The sequence below is a fragment of the Pseudomonas weihenstephanensis genome (assembly GCF_016812185.1).
In the GTDB taxonomy this organism is placed as follows: domain Bacteria; phylum Pseudomonadota; class Gammaproteobacteria; order Pseudomonadales; family Pseudomonadaceae; genus Aquipseudomonas; species Aquipseudomonas weihenstephanensis.
In genome coordinates, this window is sequence record NZ_JAAEBV010000009.1 from 109794 (window position 1) to 133325 (window position 23532).

The 23532-nt window shown below is 59.5% G+C and carries 23 protein-coding genes; 12 read left to right on the forward strand and 11 right to left on the reverse strand.

Annotated features, from left to right (window positions below):
- Positions 1 to 380 precede the first annotated feature (380 nt).
- The 6 genes from rluB to GYN01_RS21475 all read right to left on the reverse strand — a co-directional run bounded on the left by rluB (position 381) and on the right by GYN01_RS21475 (position 5227).
- Positions 381 to 1577 (reverse strand): 23S rRNA pseudouridine(2605) synthase RluB, encoded by a 1197-nt coding sequence (gene rluB / locus GYN01_RS21450; RefSeq protein WP_048366214.1) that lies wholly within the window; start codon positions 1575 to 1577, stop codon positions 381 to 383.
- A 144-nt stretch (positions 1578 to 1721) separates the two neighbouring features.
- Positions 1722 to 1913, reverse strand: a complete 192-nt coding sequence (locus GYN01_RS21455; protein ID WP_048402393.1) for a DUF1289 domain-containing protein — start codon at positions 1911 to 1913, stop codon at positions 1722 to 1724.
- Between the two features lie 74 nt (positions 1914 to 1987).
- On the reverse strand, positions 1988 to 2881 hold the full coding sequence (gene scpB / locus GYN01_RS21460) for an SMC-Scp complex subunit ScpB (protein WP_048402392.1): 894 nt from the start codon (positions 2879 to 2881) through the stop codon (positions 1988 to 1990).
- 12 nt (positions 2882 to 2893) lie between these two features.
- Positions 2894 to 3592 carry a segregation and condensation protein A gene (locus GYN01_RS21465; RefSeq protein ID WP_165599927.1) on the reverse strand — a complete coding sequence of 233 codons (699 nt, stop codon included), beginning with the start codon at positions 3590 to 3592 and terminating at the stop codon, positions 2894 to 2896.
- A 128-nt stretch (positions 3593 to 3720) separates the two neighbouring features.
- On the reverse strand, positions 3721 to 4350 hold the full coding sequence (locus GYN01_RS21470) for an L-threonylcarbamoyladenylate synthase (protein ID WP_048402391.1): 630 nt from the start codon (positions 4348 to 4350) through the stop codon (positions 3721 to 3723).
- Between the two features lie 13 nt (positions 4351 to 4363).
- Positions 4364 to 5227 (reverse strand): PHP domain-containing protein, encoded by an 864-nt coding sequence (locus GYN01_RS21475; protein ID WP_048402390.1) that lies wholly within the window; start codon positions 5225 to 5227, stop codon positions 4364 to 4366.
- A gap of 84 nt (positions 5228 to 5311) precedes the next feature.
- On the opposite strand from GYN01_RS21475, the gene GYN01_RS21480 reads away from it, so the two are divergent.
- From GYN01_RS21480 to GYN01_RS21505, 6 genes are all read left to right on the forward strand, one after another.
- Positions 5312 to 5908, forward strand: a complete 597-nt coding sequence (locus tag GYN01_RS21480) for a septation protein A (RefSeq protein ID WP_048366208.1) — start codon at positions 5312 to 5314, stop codon at positions 5906 to 5908.
- Position 5909: 1 nt separating this feature from the next.
- Positions 5910 to 6209: a YciI family protein gene (locus GYN01_RS21485; RefSeq protein ID WP_048366207.1), complete on the forward strand. Its 300-nt coding sequence runs from the start codon at positions 5910 to 5912 to the stop codon at positions 6207 to 6209.
- Between the two features lie 114 nt (positions 6210 to 6323).
- Positions 6324 to 6731, forward strand: a complete 408-nt coding sequence (locus GYN01_RS21490; protein ID WP_048366206.1) for an SH3 domain-containing protein — start codon at positions 6324 to 6326, stop codon at positions 6729 to 6731.
- A 12-nt stretch (positions 6732 to 6743) separates the two neighbouring features.
- On the forward strand, positions 6744 to 7421 hold the full coding sequence (locus tag GYN01_RS21495; RefSeq protein ID WP_048366205.1) for a response regulator transcription factor: 678 nt from the start codon (positions 6744 to 6746) through the stop codon (positions 7419 to 7421).
- Between the two features lie 135 nt (positions 7422 to 7556).
- On the forward strand, positions 7557 to 7988 hold the full coding sequence (locus GYN01_RS21500) for a Spy/CpxP family protein refolding chaperone (protein ID WP_059763054.1): 432 nt from the start codon (positions 7557 to 7559) through the stop codon (positions 7986 to 7988).
- Between the two features lie 80 nt (positions 7989 to 8068).
- The gene (locus GYN01_RS21505) at positions 8069 to 9403 is read left to right on the forward strand and encodes an ATP-binding protein (protein ID WP_203307756.1); all 1335 of its coding nucleotides are present in this window, start codon (positions 8069 to 8071) and stop codon (positions 9401 to 9403) included.
- 80 nt (positions 9404 to 9483) lie between these two features.
- Here GYN01_RS21505 and GYN01_RS21510 read toward each other — a convergent pair whose 3' ends face one another.
- A complete protein-coding gene (locus tag GYN01_RS21510; RefSeq protein WP_048366202.1) occupies positions 9484 to 10044 on the reverse strand; it encodes an NAD(P)H nitroreductase in 561 nt (186 codons plus the stop codon).
- Positions 10045 to 10163: 119 nt separating this feature from the next.
- Between GYN01_RS21510 and GYN01_RS21515 the strand changes: the two genes are divergently transcribed.
- The 3 genes from GYN01_RS21515 to GYN01_RS21525 all read left to right on the forward strand — a co-directional run bounded on the left by GYN01_RS21515 (position 10164) and on the right by GYN01_RS21525 (position 13447).
- The gene (locus GYN01_RS21515) at positions 10164 to 11618 is read left to right on the forward strand and encodes a TrkH family potassium uptake protein (protein WP_048366201.1); all 1455 of its coding nucleotides are present in this window, start codon (positions 10164 to 10166) and stop codon (positions 11616 to 11618) included.
- 109 nt (positions 11619 to 11727) lie between these two features.
- Positions 11728 to 12480, forward strand: coding sequence for a helix-turn-helix transcriptional regulator (locus tag GYN01_RS21520; protein ID WP_203307757.1), 753 nt, complete (start codon positions 11728 to 11730; stop codon positions 12478 to 12480).
- A 76-nt stretch (positions 12481 to 12556) separates the two neighbouring features.
- Positions 12557 to 13447, forward strand: a complete 891-nt coding sequence (locus tag GYN01_RS21525) for a DMT family transporter (protein WP_203307758.1) — start codon at positions 12557 to 12559, stop codon at positions 13445 to 13447.
- Here GYN01_RS21525 and GYN01_RS21530 read toward each other — a convergent pair.
- On the reverse strand, positions 13441 to 13728 hold the full coding sequence (locus tag GYN01_RS21530; RefSeq protein ID WP_203307759.1) for an Rdx family protein: 288 nt from the start codon (positions 13726 to 13728) through the stop codon (positions 13441 to 13443). The genes GYN01_RS21525 and GYN01_RS21530 overlap by 7 nt on opposite strands.
- Before the next feature lie 71 nt (positions 13729 to 13799).
- Here GYN01_RS21530 and GYN01_RS21535 point away from each other — a divergent pair, with 71 nt between their 5' ends.
- Complete coding sequence (locus GYN01_RS21535) at positions 13800 to 15983, forward strand: patatin-like phospholipase family protein (protein ID WP_048402386.1); 2184 nt, start codon at positions 13800 to 13802, stop codon at positions 15981 to 15983.
- A 49-nt stretch (positions 15984 to 16032) separates the two neighbouring features.
- Here the strand turns inward: GYN01_RS21535 and GYN01_RS21540 are convergent, their stop codons facing one another.
- Both GYN01_RS21540 and recQ read right to left on the reverse strand, forming a co-directional pair.
- Positions 16033 to 16467 (reverse strand): MarR family transcriptional regulator, encoded by a 435-nt coding sequence (locus GYN01_RS21540; protein WP_048366196.1) that lies wholly within the window; start codon positions 16465 to 16467, stop codon positions 16033 to 16035.
- Positions 16468 to 16584: 117 nt separating this feature from the next.
- On the reverse strand, positions 16585 to 18714 hold the full coding sequence (gene recQ / locus GYN01_RS21545) for a DNA helicase RecQ (RefSeq protein WP_048402385.1): 2130 nt from the start codon (positions 18712 to 18714) through the stop codon (positions 16585 to 16587).
- Between the two features lie 271 nt (positions 18715 to 18985).
- Between recQ and GYN01_RS21550 the strand changes: the two genes are divergently transcribed.
- Both GYN01_RS21550 and GYN01_RS21555 read left to right on the forward strand, forming a co-directional pair.
- Positions 18986 to 19573, forward strand: a complete 588-nt coding sequence (locus GYN01_RS21550; RefSeq protein WP_048366194.1) for a UPF0149 family protein — start codon at positions 18986 to 18988, stop codon at positions 19571 to 19573.
- 7 nt (positions 19574 to 19580) lie between these two features.
- The gene (locus GYN01_RS21555) at positions 19581 to 19979 is read left to right on the forward strand and encodes a YbaN family protein (protein ID WP_162207813.1); all 399 of its coding nucleotides are present in this window, start codon (positions 19581 to 19583) and stop codon (positions 19977 to 19979) included.
- Between the two features lie 207 nt (positions 19980 to 20186).
- Here GYN01_RS21555 and GYN01_RS21560 read toward each other — a convergent pair.
- Positions 20187 to 23532, reverse strand: a 3346-nt coding sequence (locus GYN01_RS21560; protein ID WP_203307760.1) for a beta strand repeat-containing protein, incomplete at its 5' end; no start/stop codon positions are given.

A 23532-nucleotide genomic window follows, 5' to 3' on the forward strand; every position in this document is an offset into this window, starting at 1 on the left:
CGCGCATTGTACACCCGCTCGTAGGCAAGATCCCATCACACAGCCGATAGCAAGACGAAACAAGCCGCAGTTCGGCCCGTAAACGTCACAAATCTGTAAAACGCGGAAAACTTTCTATACACAACCGTGCTTTCCTCGCTCCAAGGGGTAAAAGAGGCAGTATTCGTCACGATTTATTGACTAATCGTAAAGAATTATTTCCACCCTAAACACTGCATGCACGCGGGCGACTGATTGTCGCAGCCCTAATCCTTTGATTTTGAATGAGTATCTGTAGCCCCTGACAAGGTGCGCAGGCTGCGCTGACGACGCCATCAGGTTTTACACGCATAAAAAAACGCCAACCCGAGGGTTGGCGTTTTGTTTACCGCGCTACACGCTTACTGCGGCTTGCGACGACCGAAGCCTGGACGCTGACCGGAACCGGCCGGTGCGCCGCGGCGCTTGCCGGACGGTGCATCGTCAACCAGCTTGGGGCCTTGACGCGTCGGCTTGCCCGGGCGCTTGTTCATTTCGCTTGGACGCTCGGCAACCGGTGCACCACGACCTGCTGGCACACGGTCAGTACGGCCCGCTGGCTTGCGTGCCGGGCGCGCGGCTTCATCACGCGCCGGACGTGCTGGACGCTCACCTTCGATGTGCGGCTGGCGCGCTGGACGCGGTGCCAATGGCGCACCCTCGGCCGGACGCACAGTGCGTGCAACACGGTCGGCACGGGCCACAGGGCGCGAGGACTTACGCTGCAAACGCTCAAGCTTGTCTTTGTTCTTGGCATTCATCTCGGGCATGGCAACCGGCGTGAGGCCGACTTCAGCGCTGAGAATGTCCACCTCGTACTGACCCATTTCACGCCAGCGACCCATCGGCAGGTCAGAGTTGAGGAACACCGGGCCGAAACGCACGCGCTTCAGACGGCTGACCACCAAACCCTGAGATTCCCACAAGCGACGTACTTCACGGTTACGGCCTTCCATCACGACACAGTGGTACCAATGGTTAAAGCCTTCGCCGCCCGGCGCCTGTTTGATGTCGGTGAAACGCGCTGGGCCATCTTCCAGCACCACGCCCGCCTTGAGGCGCTCGATCATCTCGTCATCCACTTCGCCACGTACACGTACCGCGTATTCACGGTCCATTTCGTAGGAGGGGTGCATCAGACGGTTCGCCAGCTCACCGTCAGTGGTGAACATCAGCAAGCCGGTGGTGTTGATGTCGAGACGACCGATGTTGATCCAGCGACCTTCTTTAGGGCGCGGCAACTTGTCGAATACGGTTGGACGGCCTTCCGGGTCGTCACGGGTGCAGATTTCGCCGTCAGGCTTGTTGTACATGATCACGCGGCGCACCGATTCGGCGGCCTCTTCGCGCTTGATCACCTTGCCATCAATGGAGATGGCGTCGTGCAGGTCAACGCGCAGACCCAGGGTTGCATCCTTGCCATTGACCTTGATGCGGCCTTGGCTGATCCAACTTTCTACGTCGCGACGCGAGCCAACGCCAATGCGGGCGAGTACTTTTTGCAGTTTCTCGCCTGCTGGGCCAATTTCCTGGCTGTCTTTAGGGTCTAGATCTTTCATCTGGGCACCTCCCGGTGTGTCAATTCAGGCGAGCGCCTGAGCTGTTAAAAATGGGCCTTGTGACGCAGTTGCGCCGCAAAGGGTCGCGAATCATACGCTGATGTTGCGCATTTCGCATCAAAGGCGAGTCGTGTTCTGCCAGGCTTACTTCTTTTTCCGCCGACCGGTGGCGCCAAGTGTCAGCAAACGCAAGTCAGCTTGCGCCAGTACCGCACGCTTTTCACCTTTGTCGAGTGTCTTCCAGGCCTTGATTTCGCGCTTGGAACGTCCGCAGCCGAGGCAAACGTCATCGGCAAATTTACACACGCCAATACAGGGATCTTTGAGGGCACTCATGCTTTGAGACCTCCAGAAAAATACGCAAATACCGTAGGCGCTGGCGCAGGCTGCGCCAGCGCCTGTGGGCAACGTCAGTCTTCGCGCTCAAGTCGCTCTTGCTCGATGGCGTCAGCCAGGGCTTGCGCTTCCAACTCTTCATCGCTCATGGCAGGCGCCAGCTCAAGCGCCGCCACGGCTGCCAGCAGTTGGCTACGTGCCTGTTCGGCATCGGTCGCCGGCACCTCAGACGCGGGCGCCTCTTTAACCAAGTCTTCACGCAGCAAATCATCGAAGTCGGTTTTAAGACCTTCTTCCATCGAGTCCAGTTCCGTGAGCAAGCTACGGAAGCTGGTTTCGTCTTTCGGCTCCTCAGGCTCGGCGCTTTCATCCGCCAGCGCCTGAATGTGATCAGGCACCGGGGCATCGTCGAAGTCGAGAATCGGATCGGGCTCAAGCTCGCGCAGTTCAGCAAGCGGCGGCAGGTCGTCGAGGTTTTTGAGGTTGAAGTGATCGAGAAAACCTTTGGTGGTGGCAAACATTGCGGGTCGCCCTGGCACTTCGCGATAGCCGACGATGCGAATCCACTCGCGCTCCAGCAGGGTTTTAACAATATGGCTGTTGACCGCCACACCGCGCACATCTTCAATTTCGCCCCGGGTAATGGGCTGACGATAAGCAATCAGCGCCATGGTTTCGAGCATTGCCCGCGAGTAACGCTGCGGGCGCTCTTCCCACAAACGCCCCACCCACGGCGAAAACGCGTCGCGAATTTGCAGGCGATAGCCAGAGGCGACTTCTTTGAGTTCAAACGAACGGCCCTCGCAGGATTTGCGCAGCAACTCCAGGGCCTTCTTGAACACCGGAGGCTGCGGGCGTTCGCCCTCTTCAAACAGTTCAAACAACCGTTCAAGGCTTTGCGGCTTTCCCGAGGCCAACAGAAAGGCCTCAAGCAACGTGGCCAGCTCACGGGGATCGGTCAAATTCATGGTTTCAGCTCTTTATTCGGCTCGCGCCCGCACATGGATCGCCGCGTAGGGCTCGTTCTGTACCAACTCGATCAAGGACTCCTTGACCAGCTCAAGGATGGCCATAAAGGTTACCACCACCCCCAAACGCCCCTCTTCTGCGGTAAACAGCTCACTAAAGGGTACAAAACCGCCGCCTTTGAGGCGTTCCAGCACATCACTCATGCGCTCACGGGTGGACAGCGCTTCGCGGCTGACCTGGTGACTTTCGAACATGTCAGAGCGACGCAGCACTTCGGCCATCGACATCAGCAACTCTTCCAACGCCACATCCGGCACCAATTTGCGCGCACGGGCCTGGGGAGCGTCCAGCTTGGGCACGAACACGTCACGTCCGACCCGTTCGAGGCCGTCGATGCCTTCAGCCGCCGCCTTGAACCGCTCGTACTGCTGCAAGCGGCGAATCAGTTCAGCACGCGGATCGCCTTCGTCTTCTTCGATCTCGACCGAGCGCGGCAGCAGCATGCGCGACTTGATCTCGGCCAGCATGGCCGCCATCACCAGATACTCGGCCGCCAATTCAAGGCGCACCGTCTTCATCAACTCGACATAACCCATGTATTGGCGGGTAATTTCAGCCACCGGGATGTCAAGAATGTCGATATTTTGTTTGCGAATCAGGTACAGCAGCAAGTCGAGCGGGCCTTCGAACGCATCGAGAAATACCTCCAGCGCATCCGGCGGGATGTACAGGTCTTGCGGCATTTCGATGACGGCCTGGCCATACACCATCGCAAACGGCAGTTCTTGCTGGGCACCGGCCTGCGGGTCTACAGCGTCAATCACTTCTACGTCAGACATCAGGCCTCGACCATAAAGGGCGTCGGATCACCACAGCCCACACGTACGACTTCAGGCTCATCACCCGTCAGGTTGATCACAGTGCTGGCCTTGCGCCCACCATCACCGCCATCAATGATCAGGTCGACCTGTTTTTCCAGCGCATCGCGAATCGCGTACGGGTCTTCAAGCGGTTCGCTTTCGCCCGGCAGGATCAGGGTCACGCTCATCAGCGGCTCACCGAGTTCAGCCAACAGTGCGAGCGCCAGAGGGTGCTGAGGCACACGCATGCCGATGGTGCGGCGCTTGGGGTGCAGCAGCAGGCGCGGCACTTCGCGGGTGGCATTGAGAATGAAGGTGTACGGCCCCGGCGTATGCGCTTTGAGCAAGCGAAAGGTGCCGGTGTCGACCTTGGCGAACAGCCCTAACTGCGACAGGTCGCTGCACATCAGGGTGAAATTGTGTTTGTCGTCCAGATTACGCAAGCGCTTGATCTTGTCGATCGCGCTCTTATCGCCCATCTGGCAACCGACGGCGTAAGACGAGTCGGTGGGGTAGATCACCACCCCGCCTTTTCTGATGATCTCAACCGCTTGTTTGATCAGACGCGGTTGCGGGTTTTGCGGATGAATCTGAAAAAATTGACTCACGTTATTTACCTGTTCAGACGTTGGCGATGGGCGGATCTAATTTGAACCGACGCCACAATGGCGGCAGATCGTCCGGGATCGCTCGGTACTCACCAATCTCGGACCAGCCGCCAGGGCCATGAAAGTCACTGCCGGCAGTCACCAGCAAACCAAACTCACGCGCCAGAATCGCCAGGCCGCCTACTTGTTCTGCAGGCTGATAACCATTGACTACCTCAATCGCGTGCCCCCCCGCTTGAATATAGTCGCCAATCAGGCGTCGGCGCTTGCTGCGGGTGAAATCGTAATGCGATGGATGCGCCAGGCTGACCCAGGCACCTGCTGCACGCAACGTGGCGACGGTGTCTTCCAGGGTGGGCCAATGCTGTTTGACGTCGCCCAATTTTCCGGCGCCCAGCCACTTGCGGAACGCTTCGGCGCGATCCTTGACGTAACCGGCACCGACCAAAAAATCCGCAAAGTGCGGCCGCGCTGGCGCATTACCACTGTCACCCAGCGCTTGCTGAATTGCCCGCGCACCTTCAAGCGCGCCCGGCATGCCCTTGAGCGCCAGCTTGCGGCTGATTTCTTCGGCACGCAGCCAGCGGCCATCGTGCAGTGCGGCGATGGCACCGACCAGTGCAGGGGCCTGGGTGTCGAAACCGTAACCGAGCACATGAATGGTCGCGCCACCCCAAGTGCAGGAGAGTTCGATGCCGTTGACCAGTTGCATGTTCAGCGACTGCGCCGCCGAGCGGGCTTCTTCCAGGCCTTCAATTGTGTCGTGATCGGTCAGGGCCAGGACTCGCACACCTTTCTCGAACGCACGCGCTACCAGTACCGCTGGCGCCAAAGCGCCATCGGAAGCGGTGCTATGGCAATGCAAGTCAATTTCCACGGGGATTTAATAACCTCTAGCTGACGCTTTCGCTGTCATTGATGTTTGTTATTATGCCGCCACATCCTGCTTCTGGCTGCCACTGTGAAACAATTCATCGACTTCATCCCGCTGTTACTGTTTTTCATCGTCTACAAAATCGAACCCCGCATCGTCGAAATCGCAGGCCATAGCCTGACCTTCGGCGGGATTTTCAGCGCTACGGCGATGCTGATCCTCAGTTCTGTGGTGGTCTACGGCATTCTGTTTTTCAAGCAACGCAAACTTGAAAAGAGCCAATGGCTGACCCTGATTGCCTGCATTGTGTTCGGCAGCCTGACCCTGGCGTTCCACAGCGAAACCTTCCTCAAATGGAAAGCGCCGGTGGTGAACTGGCTATTTGCGCTGGTGTTTGCCGGTAGCCACTTTATCGGTGACAAGCTGCTGATCAAACGTGTCATGGGCCACGCACTGACCCTGCCTGACGCGGTCTGGACGCGCCTGAACCTGGCCTGGATCGCCTTCTTTTTGTTCTGCGGGGCAGCCAACCTGTTTGTTGCGTTCACCTTTCAAAGCATCTGGGTCGACTTCAAGGTATTCGGCAGCCTGGGCCTGACTGTTCTGTTTCTGGTAGGCCAAGGCATTTACCTGTCGCGCCACTTGCATGATTCCGACACTCCAACCTCCAAAACCGAGGACTGACATGCTCTACGCAATCATTGCCACTGACGTCGCCCACTCGCTTGAAGCCCGCCTGGCTGCTCGCCCGGCACACCTTGAGCGTTTGCAGCAACTCAAACAGGAAGGCCGCGTGGTGCTGGCCGGCCCGCACCCGGCCATCGACAGCAATGATCCGGGCGCAGCCGGTTTCACCGGCAGCCTGATCGTCGCCGAGTTTGACTCGCTGGCCGATGCTCAACGCTGGGCCGATGAGGACCCGTACGTCGCTGCTGGCGTGTACGCAAATGTCATGGTCAAACCGTTCAAGCAAGTCCTGCCTTAAAGCCTCGCTGCGCGACGGAACCGCTCATCGGGTTCGTCGCGTCGCTGCATGGCTCATTATTCTGGTTTAGCGGCCGACAACCTCTGCGAATCCCATCAGGAATGAGGAGTTGCGATGCGTCAAGGTTTGTTGTGTCTGCTGTTAATCATGTTATCGCTGGGCTCTCTCGCCCACGCTGAAGACGCTCCTTCCTCTGATAACTCAGTGCCATTGTCACTGAGCGCCGGTGCGCGCATTACGGACTTGCAACAACGCCTTGGCGAGAGTGAACGCCTGCGCGGCGAACTGAGCCAAGCCCTGAAAGACGCCGACGCCACCCGCGAAAGCAGCCAGTTGAGCCAACTGCGTCAAGAGAACCTGCGCCTCAAGCAACAGCTCGACAAAGCGCAGTCCAACCCCGGCTTTCACCTGCTGACCGACTCACAACAGTGGTTTGTGATTGGTGGCGCAGTTGCCCTATTGGCCCTACTCTGCGGTATCTTCGCCAGCGGCGGACGTAAACAGCGTCGGCAATGGCTATAAATAGAGTGAGTCATGAGCGACCTGTTACTGATAGATGATGACCAGGAGTTATGTGAACTCCTGAGCAGTTGGCTGAGCCAGGAAGGTTTCCAGGTGCGTGCGTGCTACGACGGCGTGAGCGCCCGCAACGCGCTGGCCGAGTCCAGCCCTGACGCTGTAGTGCTGGACGTGATGCTGCCCGATGGCAGCGGCCTGGAACTGCTCAAGCAGTTGCGCAGCGATCACCCCGACTTGCCGGTGCTGATGCTCTCGGCCAGGGGTGAGCCGCTGGACCGCATTCTGGGGCTGGAACTGGGCGCCGACGATTACCTGGCCAAGCCCTGCGACCCCCGCGAGCTGACCGCCCGCCTGCGCGCTGTGCTGCGCCGCAGCCATCCGCCCGCCACCTCCAGCCAGATCGAATTGGGCGACCTGTGTTTCAGCCCGATGCGCGGTGTGGCCACCATCAATGAGCACGACATCACCCTGACCGTGTCCGAAAGCCGCATCCTCGACGCCTTGCTGCGTCAACCCGGCGAGCCACTGGACAAACAGGCGCTGGCGCAACTGGCCCTGGGCCGCAAGTTGACGTTGTACGACCGCAGCCTGGACATGCACGTCAGCAACCTGCGCAAAAAGATCGGCCCGCACCCCGATGGCCGTCCGCGCATCGTTGCACTGCGCAGCCGTGGCTACTTCTACAGCGCCTGAAGGGACGCCGCCTGTGTAAAGCCGCGCCACTCCCCTCTTTACCTAAGCTTTACGCTTGATTGACAGCGCTTGACCTTGATCTCCCTAAACTGGGCGCATCCGGATTCACCGGAACGTACTACAAGGAGACACACCATGCGTAAGACTCTTATTGCTTTGATGTTTGCTGCTGCTCTGCCAACCGTCGCAATGGCCATGCCCGGTGGCGATGGCCCAATGGGTCCACGTCACGGCGGTGAGCACCATGGTCGCGGCGACGCGCCTTACAGCCAACTGGACTTGACCCGCGAGCAGCGCCAACAAATCGGCAAGCTGATGGGCGAACAAATGCACGAGCGCAAGCAGCTGGTCGACAAGTACCTGCAAAAACTGCCCGCGGCTGATCAAAAAGCGTTGAAAGACGAAATCGCCGCCAAGCACGAAAAAACCCAGAAAGACATTCGTGCGCTGCTCAAGCCAGAACAGCAAAAACGCTTCGACGAGATGCAAAAACAACGCGCCGAACGTAAAGCTGAATGGAAAGAGTTCAAAGACTGGAAAGCACAGCAGGCGCCAAAAGCGCAATAATCTGCACATTCACCCAGCCCAACGGCCCCCCCAGCCGTTGGGCTTTGCTCGTTTGAGCCCATTTAGCGTGAGGATTTGCCGTGCGATCACTGTTTTGGCGCATTCTGGCCAGCTTTTGGCTGGCGATAGCCTTGGTCGCAGGGCTATCGATACTGCTCGGACACATGCTTAATCAGGACGCCTGGATCCTGAGCCGTCATCCGGGTATTTCAAACCTGGCCCAGCAATGGACCGAACGCTATGAAACCCAGGGCGCGGACGCTGCCCAAGATTTTCTGGAGCGGCGCAAACGCCGTTACCACATTGACGTGCAAGTGCTTAACGAAAGTGGCGACCCGCTGGTGCGCGGCACCTTTCCGCGCCGGGCTGCCGCCTGGGAGGCGCGCCAGCATCCAGGACAAGACACGCTGCCGTGGCGACGCCTGACCGTGGAGTACACCAGCCCCAAGACGGCCGACACCTACCTGCTGATTTACCGCATCCCGCACCCCGAGCTGGACGCCTGGCACCGACAAAGCCTGATCTGGCCACTGAGTGCGCTGGGCATTGCGCTGGTGGTGTTGACGCTGTTCAGTTTGCTGGTGACGCTGTCGATCACCCGCCCGCTAAGCCGCTTGCGCGTGGCCGTGCATGATCTGGGGCAAACCACCTATCAACAAAACAGCTTGGCGCGACTGGCCTCCCGACGGGATGAATTTGGCGTGCTGGCCACTGACTTCAACCGCATGGGCGCGCGCTTGCAAAGCTTGATCAGCAGCCAACGCCAGTTGCTGCGCGATGTCTCCCACGAACTGCGTTCTCCCCTGGCCCGTCTGCGCATCGCTCTGGCACTGGCCGAACGCGCCAGCCCCGAGGCGCGTGAAAAGCTCTGGCCGCGCCTGACCCGTGAATGTGACCGATTGGAGTCTTTGATCAGTGAAATCCTGACACTGGCGCGGGTCGATGCCGACCAGGCGAGCGCCGAGCACGTTGAACTCAATGCGCTGCTCAATAACCTGCAAAAAGACGCCTCACTCAGCGCGCCCGAGCAGCCAGTACAGCTGAATGCAGAACCGGGCCTGGCCCTCAGTGGCTGGCCCACCATGATTGAGCGCGCCGTCGACAACCTGCTGCGTAACGCGCAACGGTTCAACCCGCCGGGTCAACCGATTGAACTCACAGCACAGCGTGAAGGCGAGCACATCACCCTCAGCGTGCGCGATCACGGGCCGGGTGTGGCCGAGGAGCATTTGGCGCAGTTAGGCGAACCGTTTTTCCGGGCGCCCGGCCAGACGGCTGCGGGCCACGGCCTGGGGCTGGCCATTGCGCGGCGCGCGGCAGAGCGTCATGGCGGACGATTGACACTGGCCAACCATCCCGACGGTGGCTTTATTGCCGCGCTTGAACTCCCTCTCACCCCGGATGGCAATCTTTAACGCGGGCAAAGCACCGTGCACCGTGTAAGAGGATTTACCTGCACGATGCCTGACCGCCCACAGAGACCGACTGCCGTGGCTCAGGCGGACCACACCTGTACAAACTCTGCGCTGTCGACTTTGGGCGCATCCCGCATTTCTTTGAGCGGTGTGCCCAAGTACAGGAACGCAATAATCTCTTCACCCGCTTGCAGTCCCAGAGCGGCCGTCACCCGTGGCGCATGGGACAGCTCCCCGGTGCGCCACACCGCGCCAATCCCTTGGGCATACGCGGCCAGCTCAATGGCATGGGCTGCGCAACCCGCCGTAATGAGCTGTTCGGATTTCGGCACTTTGAAGTGCTCCTGCAAACGCGCAATCACCACCACAACCAACGGCGCCCGCAACGGCATGGCGCGGGCTTTGTCCAGCGCGGCCTCGGTGACATCACCGCCTTGGGCCTGCACGGCCTGCGCGAGGACTTCACCCAACTGGTTGCGGGCCTGCCCTTCAATGCTCAAAAAACGATAAGGCCGCAGTTGCCCGTGGTCTGGCGCGCGCAGGGCGGCTGCAAAAAGTACTTCACGTTGCTCCCTCGTGGGGGCCGGTTCAACCAGACGCGGGGCAGAAACACGGTTGAGCAAAGCGTCGAGAGCCTCCATTGGCCACCTCCTGAAGAAAATGTGCGGCTATTCTAACGGTATCTGCCGAAGGCTTGGCGGTTTACATACCCCGGCCCACAGGTAGAATGGCGCCCCTCTTTCATGCCCGAGCTGACTTCATGGCGTTGCCGACCCTACGTATCATCGGTTTTGTAATCGGCATCTTCCTGATTACGTTGGCGATCAGCATGGCCGTGCCCATGCTCACGCTGGTGATTTACGACCATCTGGGCGATCTGCCGTCCTTTTTGTGGGCCAGCCTGATCACGTTTGTCGCGGGCCTTGCGCTGGTGCTCCCCGGTCGCCCGGAACAAGTGCACCTGCGACCACGCGACATGTACCTGCTGACCGTGTCGAGCTGGGTGATCGTGTGTATTTTCGCCGCGTTGCCGTTTTTGCTCACCCAACACATCAGTTACACCGACTCCTTTTTTGAAAGCATGTCGGGTATCACCGCCACCGGCTCCACCGTTTTGAGCGGGCTGGACACCATGTCGCCCGGCATTTTGATGTGGCGCTCCATGCTGCACTGGCTCGGCGGTATCGGCTTTATCGGTATGGCGGTGGCGATTTTGCCTTTGCTGCGTATCGGTGGCATGCGCCTGTTCCAGACCGAATCGTCAGACCGCTCCGAAAAAGTCATGCCACGCTCGCACATGGTGGCGCGCCTGATCGTGGCGACGTATGTCGGCATCACCATCCTCGGCAGCCTGGCGTTCTGGTGGGCGGGCATGAGCGTGTTCGATGCCATCAACCACGCCATGTCGGCCATCTCCACGGGCGGGTTCTCGACCTCCGACCAGTCGCTGGCCAAGTGGTCGCAACCGGCCGTGCACTGGGTCGCCATCGCGGTGATGATCATGGGCAGCCTGCCCTTTACGCTGTACGTGGCCACCCTGCGCGGCCATCGCAAGGCGCTGATCAAAGACCAGCAGGTGCAAGGATTGCTCGGCCTGCTGCTGGTGACCTGGCTGGTGCTCAGCGCCTGGCTGTGGTGGACCACCAACATGGCGTGGTGGGATGCGTTCCGCCATGTCGCACTGAACGTGACCTCGGTGGTCACTACCACCGGTTTTGCCCTTGGGGATTACAGCCTTTGGGGCAACTTCTCACTGATGCTGTTTTTCTATCTGGGCTTTATTGGCGGTTGCTCCGGCTCGACAGCGGGCGGGATCAAAATCTTCCGCTTCCAGGTCGCCTATATCCTGCTCAAGGCCAACCTTAACCAGTTGATTCACCCCCGGGCAGTGATCAAGCAGAAGTACAACGGCCATCGCCTTGACGAAGAAATCGTTCGCTCGATTCTGACGTTCTCGTTCTTCTTCGCCATCACCATTTGCGTGATTGCGCTGGCGTTGTCGCTGCTGGGACTGGACTGGATGACCGCCCTCACCGGCGCGGCGAGTACCGTGTCGGGCGTGGGACCTGGATTGGGCGAAACCATTGGCCCCTCCGGCAACTTCTCGACGCTGCCGGATGCTGCCAAGTGGATCCTGTCGCTGGGCATGTTGCTGGGGCGGCTGGAAATTATTACCGTGTTCGTGTTGTGTATCCCGGCATTCTGGCGGCACTGAGATACACACGGGCTAAACCTGTAGCCGCCGCCGAAGGCTGGGCGCTTTTGATTTTATGTACAAATCGAAAGGCCTCAGCCTTGGCCAGCGCCTACGTGAGGGCATCACCATGAGCCACCTCCTTTCGCTGCGCCACTACCGTGATGAGGTGATTGCTCACAGCCATGAGCACGCGCAGGTGGTGATCAACTTATCCGGCTCGCTCGACGTCGAGGTTGAAGGCCGCGCCAGTCTGTTGCGCCAACAGCAACTGATGGTCATCCCCGCTGGCGCACACCATACCTGCGCCAGCGCACAGGGCAGCCAGTGCCTGGTGCTGGATGTGCCGAGCGCACACTGGTTGGGGCAAACGTTGGGCGCCCACGCCGAGCACAGCCGCCGATGGCTCAATACCGTCGGGCAGCATCGGCTCGACCCGCGCCAGCACCAGTTGGTCGATTGGCTCGCGGCCAGCCCGGCGACCGATCCGCTGATCGATCAGCAAGGGGCAATCCTGCTGCTGGCCAGTTTGAATACCCCTCAAGCCGTACCGCGTAAACGCCTGCCCTTCCCTCAGTTCGATACCTACATCGACCAGCACGCCGCCTACCCTGTGCAAGTCGCCGACCTGGCGCGCGTTGCCGACCTGTCCTGCGCTCGCTTGCACAGTCGCTTTCTCAGCGAGTGCGGCCAAACGCCGATGGACTACATCCGCCAACGCCGTTTGCGTAGCGCCTTGAACCTGTTGCGTCACACCACGCTCGCGGTAGGCGAAATCGCCAGCCGCGTTGGCTACGCCTCGCAAAGCGCGTTTTCGGCGGCCATGTTGCGCGAGTTCGGTGCATCACCCAGCGTGTTGCGCCGCGAGTCTGGCGACAACTGAGGCCCGTTTGGCGACAGACAGCGCCTCGCCGAACGCCTTAGACTGCACGCCAGACTGACTCACCCCAAGGACTGCAATGACTGCGCGTAACGCCTTGGGCGCCCTGCATATCGGCGCCTTACTGTTTGGCCTGACCGGCGTGTTCGGCAAACTCGCGGCAGCTTCAGCCAGTGTGATTGTGTTTGGCCGCGCAGGTTTTGCGGTCATTGCGCTCGCCTGCTTTGCCGCCGTGTCCCGCCGTTCGCCCTGGCATGCGTTGACCCGGCGCGATGTGCGCAGCCTGCTGGTCAGCGGCTTGCTGCTGGCCGGGCATTGGGTGAGCTTTTTCATCGCAGTTAAAGTCGCCGGCGTGGCGATCGCAACGCTGGGCTTTGCCAGTTTTCCGGCGTTTACCGTGCTGCTTGAAGGGCTGATCTTTCGGGAACGCATCCGCCTCAACGAAATCATGCTGGTGGTGCTCGTCAGCGTCGGCCTGATTCTGGTCACCCCCACCTTTGATCTGGCGAGCCAGGCCACCGAAGGGCTGCTGTGGGCGATTGCCAGTGGCCTGAGCTTTTCCCTGTTGTCTCTCAATAACCGCGCCAACGCAGGACGAGTCCCCGCCGTGCAGGCTGCCATGTGGCAAAACGCTGTGGTTGCGCTGTGCCTGTTGCCCTTCGCAGCGCCGCAGATCAGCAGCGTGCGCCCGCTCGATTGGGTCTGGATCGGCCTGCTTGGCGTGCTGTGCACAGGCGTCGCGCACAGCCTGTTCGTCGCCAGCCTCGCGGTGATCAAAGCCCGCACGGCGGCGGTCGTCTTCGCCCTGGAGCCGGTGTATGGCATCACCCTGGCATGGCTGTTGTTTCACGAAACCCCGACGCTGCGCATGCTGCTGGGCGGCGCGCTGATCATCGTCGCGATTGTGGCTTCAAGCCGTATGGCCCGCGGCGCTTCACCGGTTAAACCGGCGCTGGACGCCGCTCACTGAACCCGGTCGTTATGCCCAAGGTCGCGCTGGGGGTCAATCTGGTCACGCACGCGCTGCTTGAGCACTTTGGCCTCCGGGAAGCTGCCATCGGCCTTACGCTCCCAGATCTGCACCTCGTCACAGGTAATGCGAAACACCCCGCCTGTTCCTGGCTCCAGCGCCACGCGCCCCAGGTCATCGGCGAAGGTACTGAGCAGTTCCTGAGCCAGCCAGGCGGCGCGCAACAGCCACTGGCATTGGGTGCAATAGGTGATGACAATGTGTGGCTTACTGACTGACATGATTTCAAAAGCTCTTGAAGAGAAAGGCGCCGCTATAATAGCCGCCTTTGTCGCTTGCCCAGAGATTCAAGATGCGCCGCCTGCTTTGTTGTCTACTGCTTTGCCTGTGCCCGCTGATGCTGTTTGCAGCCCAAACACCGCAGCCAAAAATCGGCCTTGTGCTGTCGGGTGGCGCTGCCCGCGGCCTGGCCCACGTCGGCGTGCTCAAAGCATTGGAGGAGCAAGGCGTTCACATTGATGCCATCGCGGGCACCAGCATGGGCGCGGTGATTGGCGGGCTGTATGCCTCGGGCTACAAAATCGACGAACTGGAAAAACTCGCCCTCGGCATCGATTGGCAAGAGGCGTTGTCCGATGCGCCTGCTCGTGAAGACGTGCCCTTCAGGCGTAAACAGGACGACCGTGATTTTCTGGTCAAACAAAAGTTGAGCTTTCGCGACGACGGCAGCCTCGGCCTGCCATTGGGGGTGATTCAGGGGCAAAACCTGTCGTTGTTGCTCGAAAGCCTGCTGGCGCACAGCAGCGATGTACGTGATTTCGACAAGCTACCGGTCCCGTTTCGTGCAGTAGCCACCGACATTGTCAGCGGCGAAAAAGTCGTGTTTCGCAAAGGCCATCTGCCGCAAGTGATCCGCGCCAGCATGTCGATCCCCGCCGTATTTGCCCCCGTGGAAATCAACGGCCAGTTGCTGGTCGACGGCGGCATGGTCGACAACATTCCGGTGGATGTTGCCCGCGAAATGGGCGTCGACATGGTCATTGTGGTCGACATCGGCACCCCGCTGCGCGGCCGCAAGCAGCTCAATACCGTGTTCGACATCCTCAACCAGTCCATCACCCTCATGACGCGCAGCAACTCCGAAGTGCAACTGGCCTCCTTGAAGCCCGATGACGTGCTGATCCAGCCCGCGCTGGCCAGCTATGGCGTCACAGACTTTGGCCGCTCGCAAGAAATCATCGACGCAGGCTACCGCGCCACGCAGATCCTCGCCAATCGCTTGAGCAGCCTGCGCCAGCCGTCAGATGCACAGCTCAATGCAGCACGCTCACCCGAGGAGCGCACCCCTGTGATCACGGCGATTAGAATTGAAAACGACTCAAAAATCGGTGACTCGGTCATTCGCTATTACATTCGCCAACCGGTGGGTGAACCGCTGGACCTGGGACGCTTGCAGCGCGACATGGGCACGCTGTACGGCCTGGACTACTTCGAGCAGGTGCAATACCGCGTGGTGCATAAAGGCAATGATCGAACCCTGGTGATCAGTGCCCGTGGCAAGCGCAGCGGTACCGATTACCTGCGGCTTGGGTTGAACTTGTCTGACGACATGCGCGGCGACAGCGCTTTCAACATCGGCGCCAGTTACCGGGTCAACGGCATTAATACACTGGGCGCAGAATGGCTGACGCGGGTGCAAATCGGCGATCAACAAGAGTTGTACAGTGAGTTCTATCAGCCGCTGGACGCGGGTTCGCGCTACTTTATCGCGCCTTACCTGCATGCTCAGTCGCAGAACGTCGAAGCCATTCTCGACAATGACCCGATTGCCGAATATCGACTGGAACGCTACGGCTTTGGCTTGAACCTGGGCCGACAGATCGGCAATAGCGGCGAGATTCGTCTTGGTGTGGGCGAGGCATGGGGCAAGGCAGACGTCAGAATTGGCGAACGCGACTTGCCCAGCACCAGTTTCAACGAGGCTTTTTATGACATTAAGTACTCGTTTGACTCACTGGATAACGTGTATTTCCCCCACGAAGGTGAAGACATCAGCCTCAGCGTGCGGCAATTCGAGCCGGGGCTGGGTTCTGATGATCGCTACCGCCAATGGGAATTCCACTTGGACAAGGCGCTGAGTGCCGGGCCAAACACCTGGATTTTAGGCGGGCGATACGGCCGTACGCTGGACAAGGCCGAGGTCGTGACGTCAAGTTTCTTGCTGGGGGGTGCGCGCCAACTGTCAGGGTTCCGCCAAGACGCCATCTCCGGGCAAAACATCAGTTTGATGCGCGCGGTGTATTACCGTCGCCTGACCCCGCGCTCGTACTTGCCGTTCGACTTCCCGCTGTATGCCGGTGCCTCCCTTGAGCGCGGGCGCGCCTGGAACAACGACAACGAGTTCGACAGCGGCTACATCAATGCGGCCAGTATTTTCATTGGATTCGACACACCCCTGGGCCCGCTCAACTTCAGCTATGGCTTTAACGATGATGATCAAAAGGCGCTGTATCTGAATTTGGGCCAGACATTCTGACCTCCCACAGTAGGCGCAGCCTGCGCGAGCGCCTACGAAACAGGGAGCCTCAGTTTTTTTCGAGGTTGTCCAGAATCCGCTTGTGAACGCGCATGCAGATGCGCTGTTCTTCTTCGGTAATGCCCACAAACAATTCCTGGCGCAGGGACGTGGCAATCGCTTCAATTTGTGCGATCAATGGACGCGCGGTTTCACTCAGGATGATTTTTTTCGCACGGCGGTCTTCAACCACCGCATGACGCTGAACCAACCCCTGCGCCTCAAGGCTGTCGAGTAAACGCGCAAGCGTTGGCCCTTCTACCCCGACGCTTTGTGCCAGTTCGCGCTGAGTGGGCGCCTCGTCAAAACGGGCCAGGTGCAGCAACACCAGCCACCGCGCCTGCGACAAACCCAAACCAGCAAGGCGCCGATCCAGCTCAGCCCGCCAACCCCGCGACATTTGGGCCAATTGCATACCGAAACGGTGTTGATCGGTTAAAGGCATAAAAAACTCAATGATTAGACTGAAATAGAGTGATAAGAATTGTTAGCCAGCTAAGCATGGAGTTTGTCAATAGGCAAGGCCCTAAAGTCACTGAAACGTTACATATCGCCATTTCGTTTAAATTTCGAACTCCGATTGCAGTGCAGCGCGCACGCAATACAGCACACCTTCTGGCACACGCCCCTTGAATTGCTCGGCGATGCTGGCCACGCTCGGCAGCTCGCCTTCACCATCAAGGAAGGCATCCTGCACTTCTTCCATCAGCTCTTCGGGCAAGTCCAGCGCTTGTTCCAGCGACAGTTCCTGACGGCCAATGGCTTCGGCCAGCATCGTGTACACATTTTTTTCCGAGCATTGCAATTGACCGGCAATTTGCATGGGCGTCATGCCTGCACGGGCCAGGCTGATCAACTCGTGACGAATGTCGGCCACCACTTTGGGGGTCTCAGCCTGACCGCCCAACACTTCAAGGAACGCCTCGCCATAACGCTCCAGTTTGCGTGCGCCAATGCCGCTGACCTTGGCCATGTCCGACAACGACGTCGGCTGGCTGCGCAGCATTTCAAGCAACGTTGAATCGGGGAAGATGACGTAAGGCGGCACCCCATGCTCTTCGGCCAACTTGCGCCGCAGCGCACGCAGCGCCTCCCACTGTTCGCGCTCTTCGCCGCGCACCAATTGGCTGGCCGGGCTGGCAGAACTGCTTTTGACAGTGGTTTGTGGCTTGAGCTCACGGCGCAGTTCAAGGGTCACTTCACCGCGCAGCAGGGGGCGGCAGCTGTCGCTCAGGCGCAAACCGCCGTAGCCCTCGATATCAATATCCGCCAGACCGCGCGCCACCAATTGCCGGAACAATGTGCGCCACTCACCTTCTGCGCGGTCTTTACCCACACCAAATACAGATAAATGCTGATGCCCAAAACTGCGCACCTTTTCGTTGTCGCGCCCTAACAACACATCGATCAAATGCCCCGTGCCATACCGCTGGCCGGTGCGATAGATAGCCGACAACGCCTGACGCGCAGGCTCGGTGGCGTCCCAGGTTTGCACACCATCGACACAGTTATCGCAATGGCCACACGGTTGCGGCATCTCTTCATCAAAGTAGGCCAGCAGGGTCTGACGGCGGCAGCGGGTTTCTTCGCACAAGGACAACATGGCGTCGAGCTTGTGATGCTCAAGACGCTTGTGGCGCTCGTCACCTTCGGAGTTCTGCAGCATTTGCTTGAGCATCACCACGTCTTGCAGGCCGTAGGCCATCCACGCGTCCGCCGGTAAGCCATCACGCCCTGCGCGGCCGGTTTCCTGGTAATAGGCCTCAAGGGATTTAGGCAGGTCCAGGTGTGCCACGAAACGCACGTTGGATTTGTCGATGCCCATGCCGAAGGCGATGGTGGCAACCATAATCAGCCCTTCCTCGTTGAGGAAGCGCTTCTGGTTGGCGGCCCGGGTTTCGCTCGGCAAGCCTGCGTGATACGGCAAGGCCGGGAAGCCCTGATCGCAGAGGAACTTGGCCACTTCGTCGACTTTTTTGCGCGACAGGCAATAGACGATGCCCGCATCGCTGCGCCGCTCCGAAAGAAACGCCAGCAATTGCTTGCGCGGCTGCTCTTTAGGCACGATGCGGTAAAAAATATTGGGCCGGTCAAAGCTCGACAAAAAACGTTCGGCGTTTTGCAGGTGCAAGCGGGTGACGATTTCTTCGCGGGTACGCTTGTCGGCAGTGGCGGTCAGGGCAATGCGCGGCACATGGGGGAACATCTCGGCCAACTGCCCCAGTTGCAGGTATTCGGGGCGGAAATCATGGCCCCACTGCGAAACACAATGCGCCTCGTCAATGGCAAACAGGGCGATGTCCAGGCTCTGCAAAAACGCCATCATGCGCGGCTGTACCAGACGCTCGGGCGCCAGGTAGAGCATTTTCACTTCGCCGCGCTTGATCCGGTTGGCCAGCTCGCGTTGCTGGTCGGCACTGAGCGTGGAGTTCAGCGCGGCGGCGGCCACCCCCAGCTCCTCAAGCGTTGCCACCTGATCATCCATCAAGGCGATCAAAGGCGACACCACCACCGCCAGGCCGTCACGCAGCAGCGCAGGCACCTGGAAGCACAAGGACTTGCCACCGCCCGTGGGCATCAGCACCAAAGCGTCGCCACCCTTGGCCACGCGCTCAATAATGTCACCCTGGCGGCCACGGAAACTGTCGTAGCCGAAGATGTCTTTGAGTACGCGTTGAGCCTGTTCGAGCATAGAAACTCCAGAAATCGCCGAAACACCCCTGCGCAGGCGGTATCCGGCGCGACCTCAAGCCTGGTTAAAGGCTCGGGCGCAGGGCGCAGGACCCGCTGCATTAAGCGCAGGGCATCACAAAACGCGGCAGTATACCCGAGCGTTCTGTTGCGCAGGGCCTTGTGATTGCATGACCGATCACCGGGAAGTGATGGCAAATGCACCCTGCGGCTGGCCTGTAGCCTCAAGAAAGCCTAGAATTCGGCATCGTATATTTTCTAGGTAGTCCTTAATGTCCTTCGCTGAGCAACTAACCCGCCTGCAAGTCTTCCTCGACGCTGACGAACTGCATGACGAGGCGCTGGACTACGTGGCCACCCACGGTTTTCTGACCGCCCTGTCCATCTGTTCCGAACAAGTGCCTGAGCGTGAATGGATCGATGCGATCTTCTCCGAGCCGCCGCACTACGCTGACGACGCTCAACGCAAAGAGATCGAAGAAACACTGATTCAACTTAAAGCTCACATCGCACGCCAACTGGCGTCCGACGAAGAGTTCGAGCTGCCGTGTGATCTGGACCTGGGCGACGAACCGGATGACTCCGATTTGCGCGGCTGGTGCATCGGGTTCATGGAAGGCGTGTTTATGCGCGAAGCCGCCTGGTTCGAAACCGCCGAAGACGAAGTCAGCGAAATGCTGCTGCCCGTCATGGTCGGTTCGGGTCTGTTCGATGACCAGCCCGAATTCGAAGACATCGCCAAAGATGCCAACCTGATGGACGACATGATCGTACAAATCCCCGAAGCCCTGACCGCTCTGTATCTGCTGTGCCAGGCACCTGACGAAAAACCGGCGATTCTCAAGCCTCGCCATCACTGAGTGTTCAGTGACTAACCCCTTACCCGGCAACCGGCCCCGGTTGCTGCGCTACACACTGTTCGCCATCGGCTGGCTGAGTGTAGCGCTAGGGGTTATCGGTATCTTCCTTCCCGTTTTACCCACCACACCCTTTCTGCTATTGGCCGCCGCCTGTTTTGCCCGCAGCTCGCCGCGTTTTTATCAGTGGCTGGTTGAACACCCGCGCCTGGGGCCGTGGATTCGCGACTATCTGGACGGCAACGGCATCCCCCTCAAGGGCAAGGTCTACGCCATCGGCTTGATGTGGTTGAGCATTGGCGTGTCGTGTTACCTGGTGCCATTACCGTGGGCACGCGGGTTTATGCTGATCAGTGCCGTGCTGGTGAGCCTTTACATCCTTCGGCAAAAGACCCTCGAAAAGCCCTGAGCTGTAAACCCCGTAACCACTGCCGCAGTCGGCATCCGGCGACAACGGCGTCGTAGCGCCTGGGTTCGCGACATTCTGGCAACACGCAATTACCCGCGTTTACGATCGCCGCACAATCGCACAATCGCACGTCGCACGTCGCACGTCGCACGTCGCCTGCGCCAACGGCAGCGCAGGCCCGTCACCTCCTAGCACCTGCGTAGCCGATTACACCGTGTCCACCTTCAACGAATGATCATTGAGCATGCCGTTGATGATGGTGGCCGTATCGGCCCCACCCGCTATAAGCCCGCCCGCACCCGGTGTGACCCCGTACTGAGTCGCCAGATTGACCCCGGCCAGATCAATGGTCTGGGTCGGCGTGGCTCCGGCGACCGCGCTGATGTCGATGCTGCTCACCAACGTGGCTCCAGACCCCGTCACTTTGAAGTGCAGGTAATCATCCAGCGAGGCGGCCGTAGCATTCTCGCCTTGCAACAATTGCGACAGGTCGAGTTTGTCCGAGCCAAACGTGAAGTCGGTCACGGTGTCACGCCCCGTGTTGCCTTGCTGGTAAAGGAAGGTGTCATTACCCGCGCCGCCGGTCAGGGTGTTGTTGCCCATCCCGCCAATCAGAATGTCGTCACCGCCGCCGCCGTTGAGGGTGTCGTTACCCAGGCCACCATTGATCACGTTGGCATTGCCATCGCCCGTCAGTACGTCATTGAAGTTGGAGCCGGTCAGGTTTTCGATCGACACCAGCGTATCCAGTCCCGCGCCGACGGTGTTTTGCTGCGCCGTGCTTGCCAGCGTGACCGTGACCCCGGCCGCCGAATGGGCATAACTGGCAGTGTCATTGCCCGTTCCGCCATCGAGCAGGTCGTTGCCCGAGCCGCTGAACAACAGGTCATTGCCCGCATCGCCATAGAAGTTGTTGTTGCCGGTGGTCCCTGACAGCACGTCATTGCCGTCGCCGCCATGCACCGTGTTATTGCCGGCAGCCACCAGCATCACGTCATCCCCCGCCGTGCCGGTCAATGATGTCCCGGCTTGATACGTGAGCGTCACACCCCCGCTGTCACTGCCACCGTGGGAATCGCTGGCGATGTAACTGCCCGAAAAGTTCGGCGACACGGTGGTGTTGCCGTAACCAATGGTCATGTTCAGGTTGTAGGTTTCAGCCGCATTACTGTTATCAGGGTTGGTGATGTTCGTGATGTGGATTTGATAAGTGCCGGTTTGCCCTGCGGTAAACGTCCCGCCGTCTGCGATGGCCGTGTAGGCCCCGCCGTTGAACGAGTACTCCATGCCAATCCTGCCAGCCAACAGGTTGTGGTCCAGATTGAGCGTCTCGCCCTGTTTGAGGCTGACGCTGATCACGTCCTCGGCATTGGGGTTAGCGGCCGCATTGGTGACGGCCCCCAAATAACCGCTCACCAACAACGCGGCGGTCATGGTGCTGGTGTTGATCTTGAAGGACGAACGATCAACGGTCAGTTGCTGGTTGGCCAGCGCATTCGCCGTTGCGTTGAACGTGCCTGTAGGCAATGTGCCCGTGGTGCTGGTGAAGCCTGCCCCCTTCGCGCCCCACAGCGTGGTGAACGTGGTAGGTGTTGCCGACAAAGGATCACCATTAGCGTCTGTGTCATTGGCCAGCAACACATCACCGGGCACCGCAATCGTCGGCGCCAGAATGTTGGTGATGATGTTGTCATTGCCCGCCACGGGGGCGACGTTTGGATTGACATGAATGACCACGCTGGAACCTGCCAGATCGCCATCATTGTCGCTGACCACAAAACCGATGGTTTCGTTGAACGGCGTCGCCGCGACAGTTTGCGGCGTGTAAGAGTACGCGCCAGTGTCCAGGTTAATCACCAGATTGGCGCCACTGTTGGTGGCGATGGTCAGGGTGTTGTCGACCGTATTGAACGTCCCGTGGTTCACCGTACCCGTAAACGTCAGCCCGCCAGCACCATTGCTGGCTTTGGGATCATAGGTGTAGGTGGCGCCGTCCACCGTGATCGACTTGATAAAACCACCGTCGGCGCCAAATGAGCCGCCTTCCAGCAACGTGCCGGTCACCGTCGGTGCAATCACGGTGCCTGCCAGCACCGAGTTGAGTTGCGACAAATCCGTTACCACCACCGCGTTGGTGTCGGTGTGGGTGCTGCCGTCATAGGCCAGCGGGTTGAGGTTGGCGTTGCTGACCCCGGTGCCCAGGCCGATGGCGTAGTTTTTGATGCTGTTGGCATCCAGGAAAGCTTTCAAGGCCACTTCATCGCTGGCACTGATGTTCTGCCCTGCCGTCGGCGCACCATCAGAGAAGAAATACCCGACGTTTTGCGCACCTGTCAGCTTGCCGCCCATATTGAAGGCCGTCTGCGAGGTTGCCACGGCGGCATCATAGTTAGTGCCCCCGCCAGCGCTTAGCGAGGCCACAAATGCCTTGGCCTGCGCCACGGTTACCCAGCCACCGCTGACATCCGTCGCCGAGCTGCTGAAGGCTACGACTTGCACCATCACATCGCCCATGCCTGCGTATTTATCCAATAGCGCGTTAATGGCTTGCTTGGCCAGTTGCAAACGGTTCAAGCCCGGCACACCGGACGGATCGCCCATGCTCCCGGACACGTCAATGGTCAGCAACAGGTTTGAATCCACCTTGACCGTGGTCACCGAACGTTCGGCGGCGACGGCTTTGGGCACGTCATCAACGATGTTGATCTGGATCGTACCGGTGGTGGTGTTGCCCAGTGAGTCTTTGGCCTGATAGTTAAACGTTTCACCCACAACCGTGTTGGGACCGTCATTGGCATTGGGCGTGGTTTTCGGGGCTGAGGTCAGGGTGTAGGTGTATTTACCATCGCTGCCAAGTTGCAATACGCCATAAGTGCCCGTGGTACTGCCCTGCAAGGTGAAGGTCAATGGCCCTACGCCACCGGTGGTGGTGGTCGTCAAATCACCGGTAGCCGTTTCTGCCGTTGACGCAGGCGTGCTGCCCGTCACCGTGCCTTGCGCCAAATCAGCGCCATCCTTGACCAAGTCCAGCGCATTTTCAAAGACGGTCGTCTGTGACGCACTGGTTACTTTTAGTCCACTGTCCGTCAAATTGAACGTCACCGTGGCAGTGCTTTGGTCACCGTCGCCATCGCGGATGGTGTAGGTAAAGGTGTCAGTGGCGGTCGGTGTGGTCACCAGGTTTGGTGTGCCTTTGTACACCGCCGTGCCATCCGCCGAGATGGTCAGGGTGCCGTAGGTGCCGTTGATCACCGTGCTACCGCCGCTGGTGACGGTGACTGCTGCGTTGCTGCCTGCTTTGATGGCCACTACTGCGCCGCCTGCCGCCCCGCCGTCTGCGCCGAGGATGTCGTTGGCCAGTACGTTAAGGGTCGAGGTGCCGCCTTCGATCAGGGTGCCAGTGTCGTTGGTGGCCTGCGGCACATCGTCGACGATGCTGATTTTGATCGTGCCGGTGGTGGTGTTGCCCAGTGCATCGGTGGCCTGGTAGGTGAAGTTCTCCAGACCGGCCACGGTGTTGGCGCCGTTGTCCGCGCCGGGTGTGGTTTTCGGG

Bases quoted from the DNA above. Each gene is read 5' to 3' on its own strand.
- rluB (WP_048366214.1), bottom strand. From the start codon at position 1,577: ATGAAAGATCTAGACCCTAAAGACAGCCAGGAAATTGGCCCAGCAGGC.
- GYN01_RS21455 (WP_048402393.1), bottom strand. From the start codon at position 1,913: ATGAGTGCCCTCAAAGATCCCTGTATTGGCGTGTGTAAATTTGCCGAT.
- scpB (WP_048402392.1), bottom strand. From the start codon at position 2,881: ATGAATTTGACCGATCCCCGTGAGCTGGCCACGTTGCTTGAGGCCTTT.
- GYN01_RS21485 (WP_048366207.1), top strand. From the start codon at position 5,910: ATGCTCTACGCAATCATTGCCACTGACGTCGCCCACTCGCTTGAAGCC.
- GYN01_RS21490 (WP_048366206.1), top strand. From the start codon at position 6,324: ATGCGTCAAGGTTTGTTGTGTCTGCTGTTAATCATGTTATCGCTGGGC.
- GYN01_RS21495 (WP_048366205.1), top strand. From the start codon at position 6,744: ATGAGCGACCTGTTACTGATAGATGATGACCAGGAGTTATGTGAACTC.
- GYN01_RS21500 (WP_059763054.1), top strand. From the start codon at position 7,557: ATGCGTAAGACTCTTATTGCTTTGATGTTTGCTGCTGCTCTGCCAACC.
- GYN01_RS21510 (WP_048366202.1), bottom strand. From the start codon at position 10,044: ATGGAGGCTCTCGACGCTTTGCTCAACCGTGTTTCTGCCCCGCGTCTG.
- GYN01_RS21515 (WP_048366201.1), top strand. From the start codon at position 10,164: ATGGCGTTGCCGACCCTACGTATCATCGGTTTTGTAATCGGCATCTTC.
- GYN01_RS21520 (WP_203307757.1), top strand. From the start codon at position 11,728: ATGAGCCACCTCCTTTCGCTGCGCCACTACCGTGATGAGGTGATTGCT.
- GYN01_RS21525 (WP_203307758.1), top strand. From the start codon at position 12,557: ATGACTGCGCGTAACGCCTTGGGCGCCCTGCATATCGGCGCCTTACTG.
- GYN01_RS21530 (WP_203307759.1), bottom strand. From the start codon at position 13,728: ATGTCAGTCAGTAAGCCACACATTGTCATCACCTATTGCACCCAATGC.
- GYN01_RS21535 (WP_048402386.1), top strand. From the start codon at position 13,800: ATGCGCCGCCTGCTTTGTTGTCTACTGCTTTGCCTGTGCCCGCTGATG.
- GYN01_RS21540 (WP_048366196.1), bottom strand. From the start codon at position 16,467: ATGCCTTTAACCGATCAACACCGTTTCGGTATGCAATTGGCCCAAATG.
- recQ (WP_048402385.1), bottom strand. From the start codon at position 18,714: ATGCTCGAACAGGCTCAACGCGTACTCAAAGACATCTTCGGCTACGAC.
- GYN01_RS21550 (WP_048366194.1), top strand. From the start codon at position 18,986: ATGTCCTTCGCTGAGCAACTAACCCGCCTGCAAGTCTTCCTCGACGCT.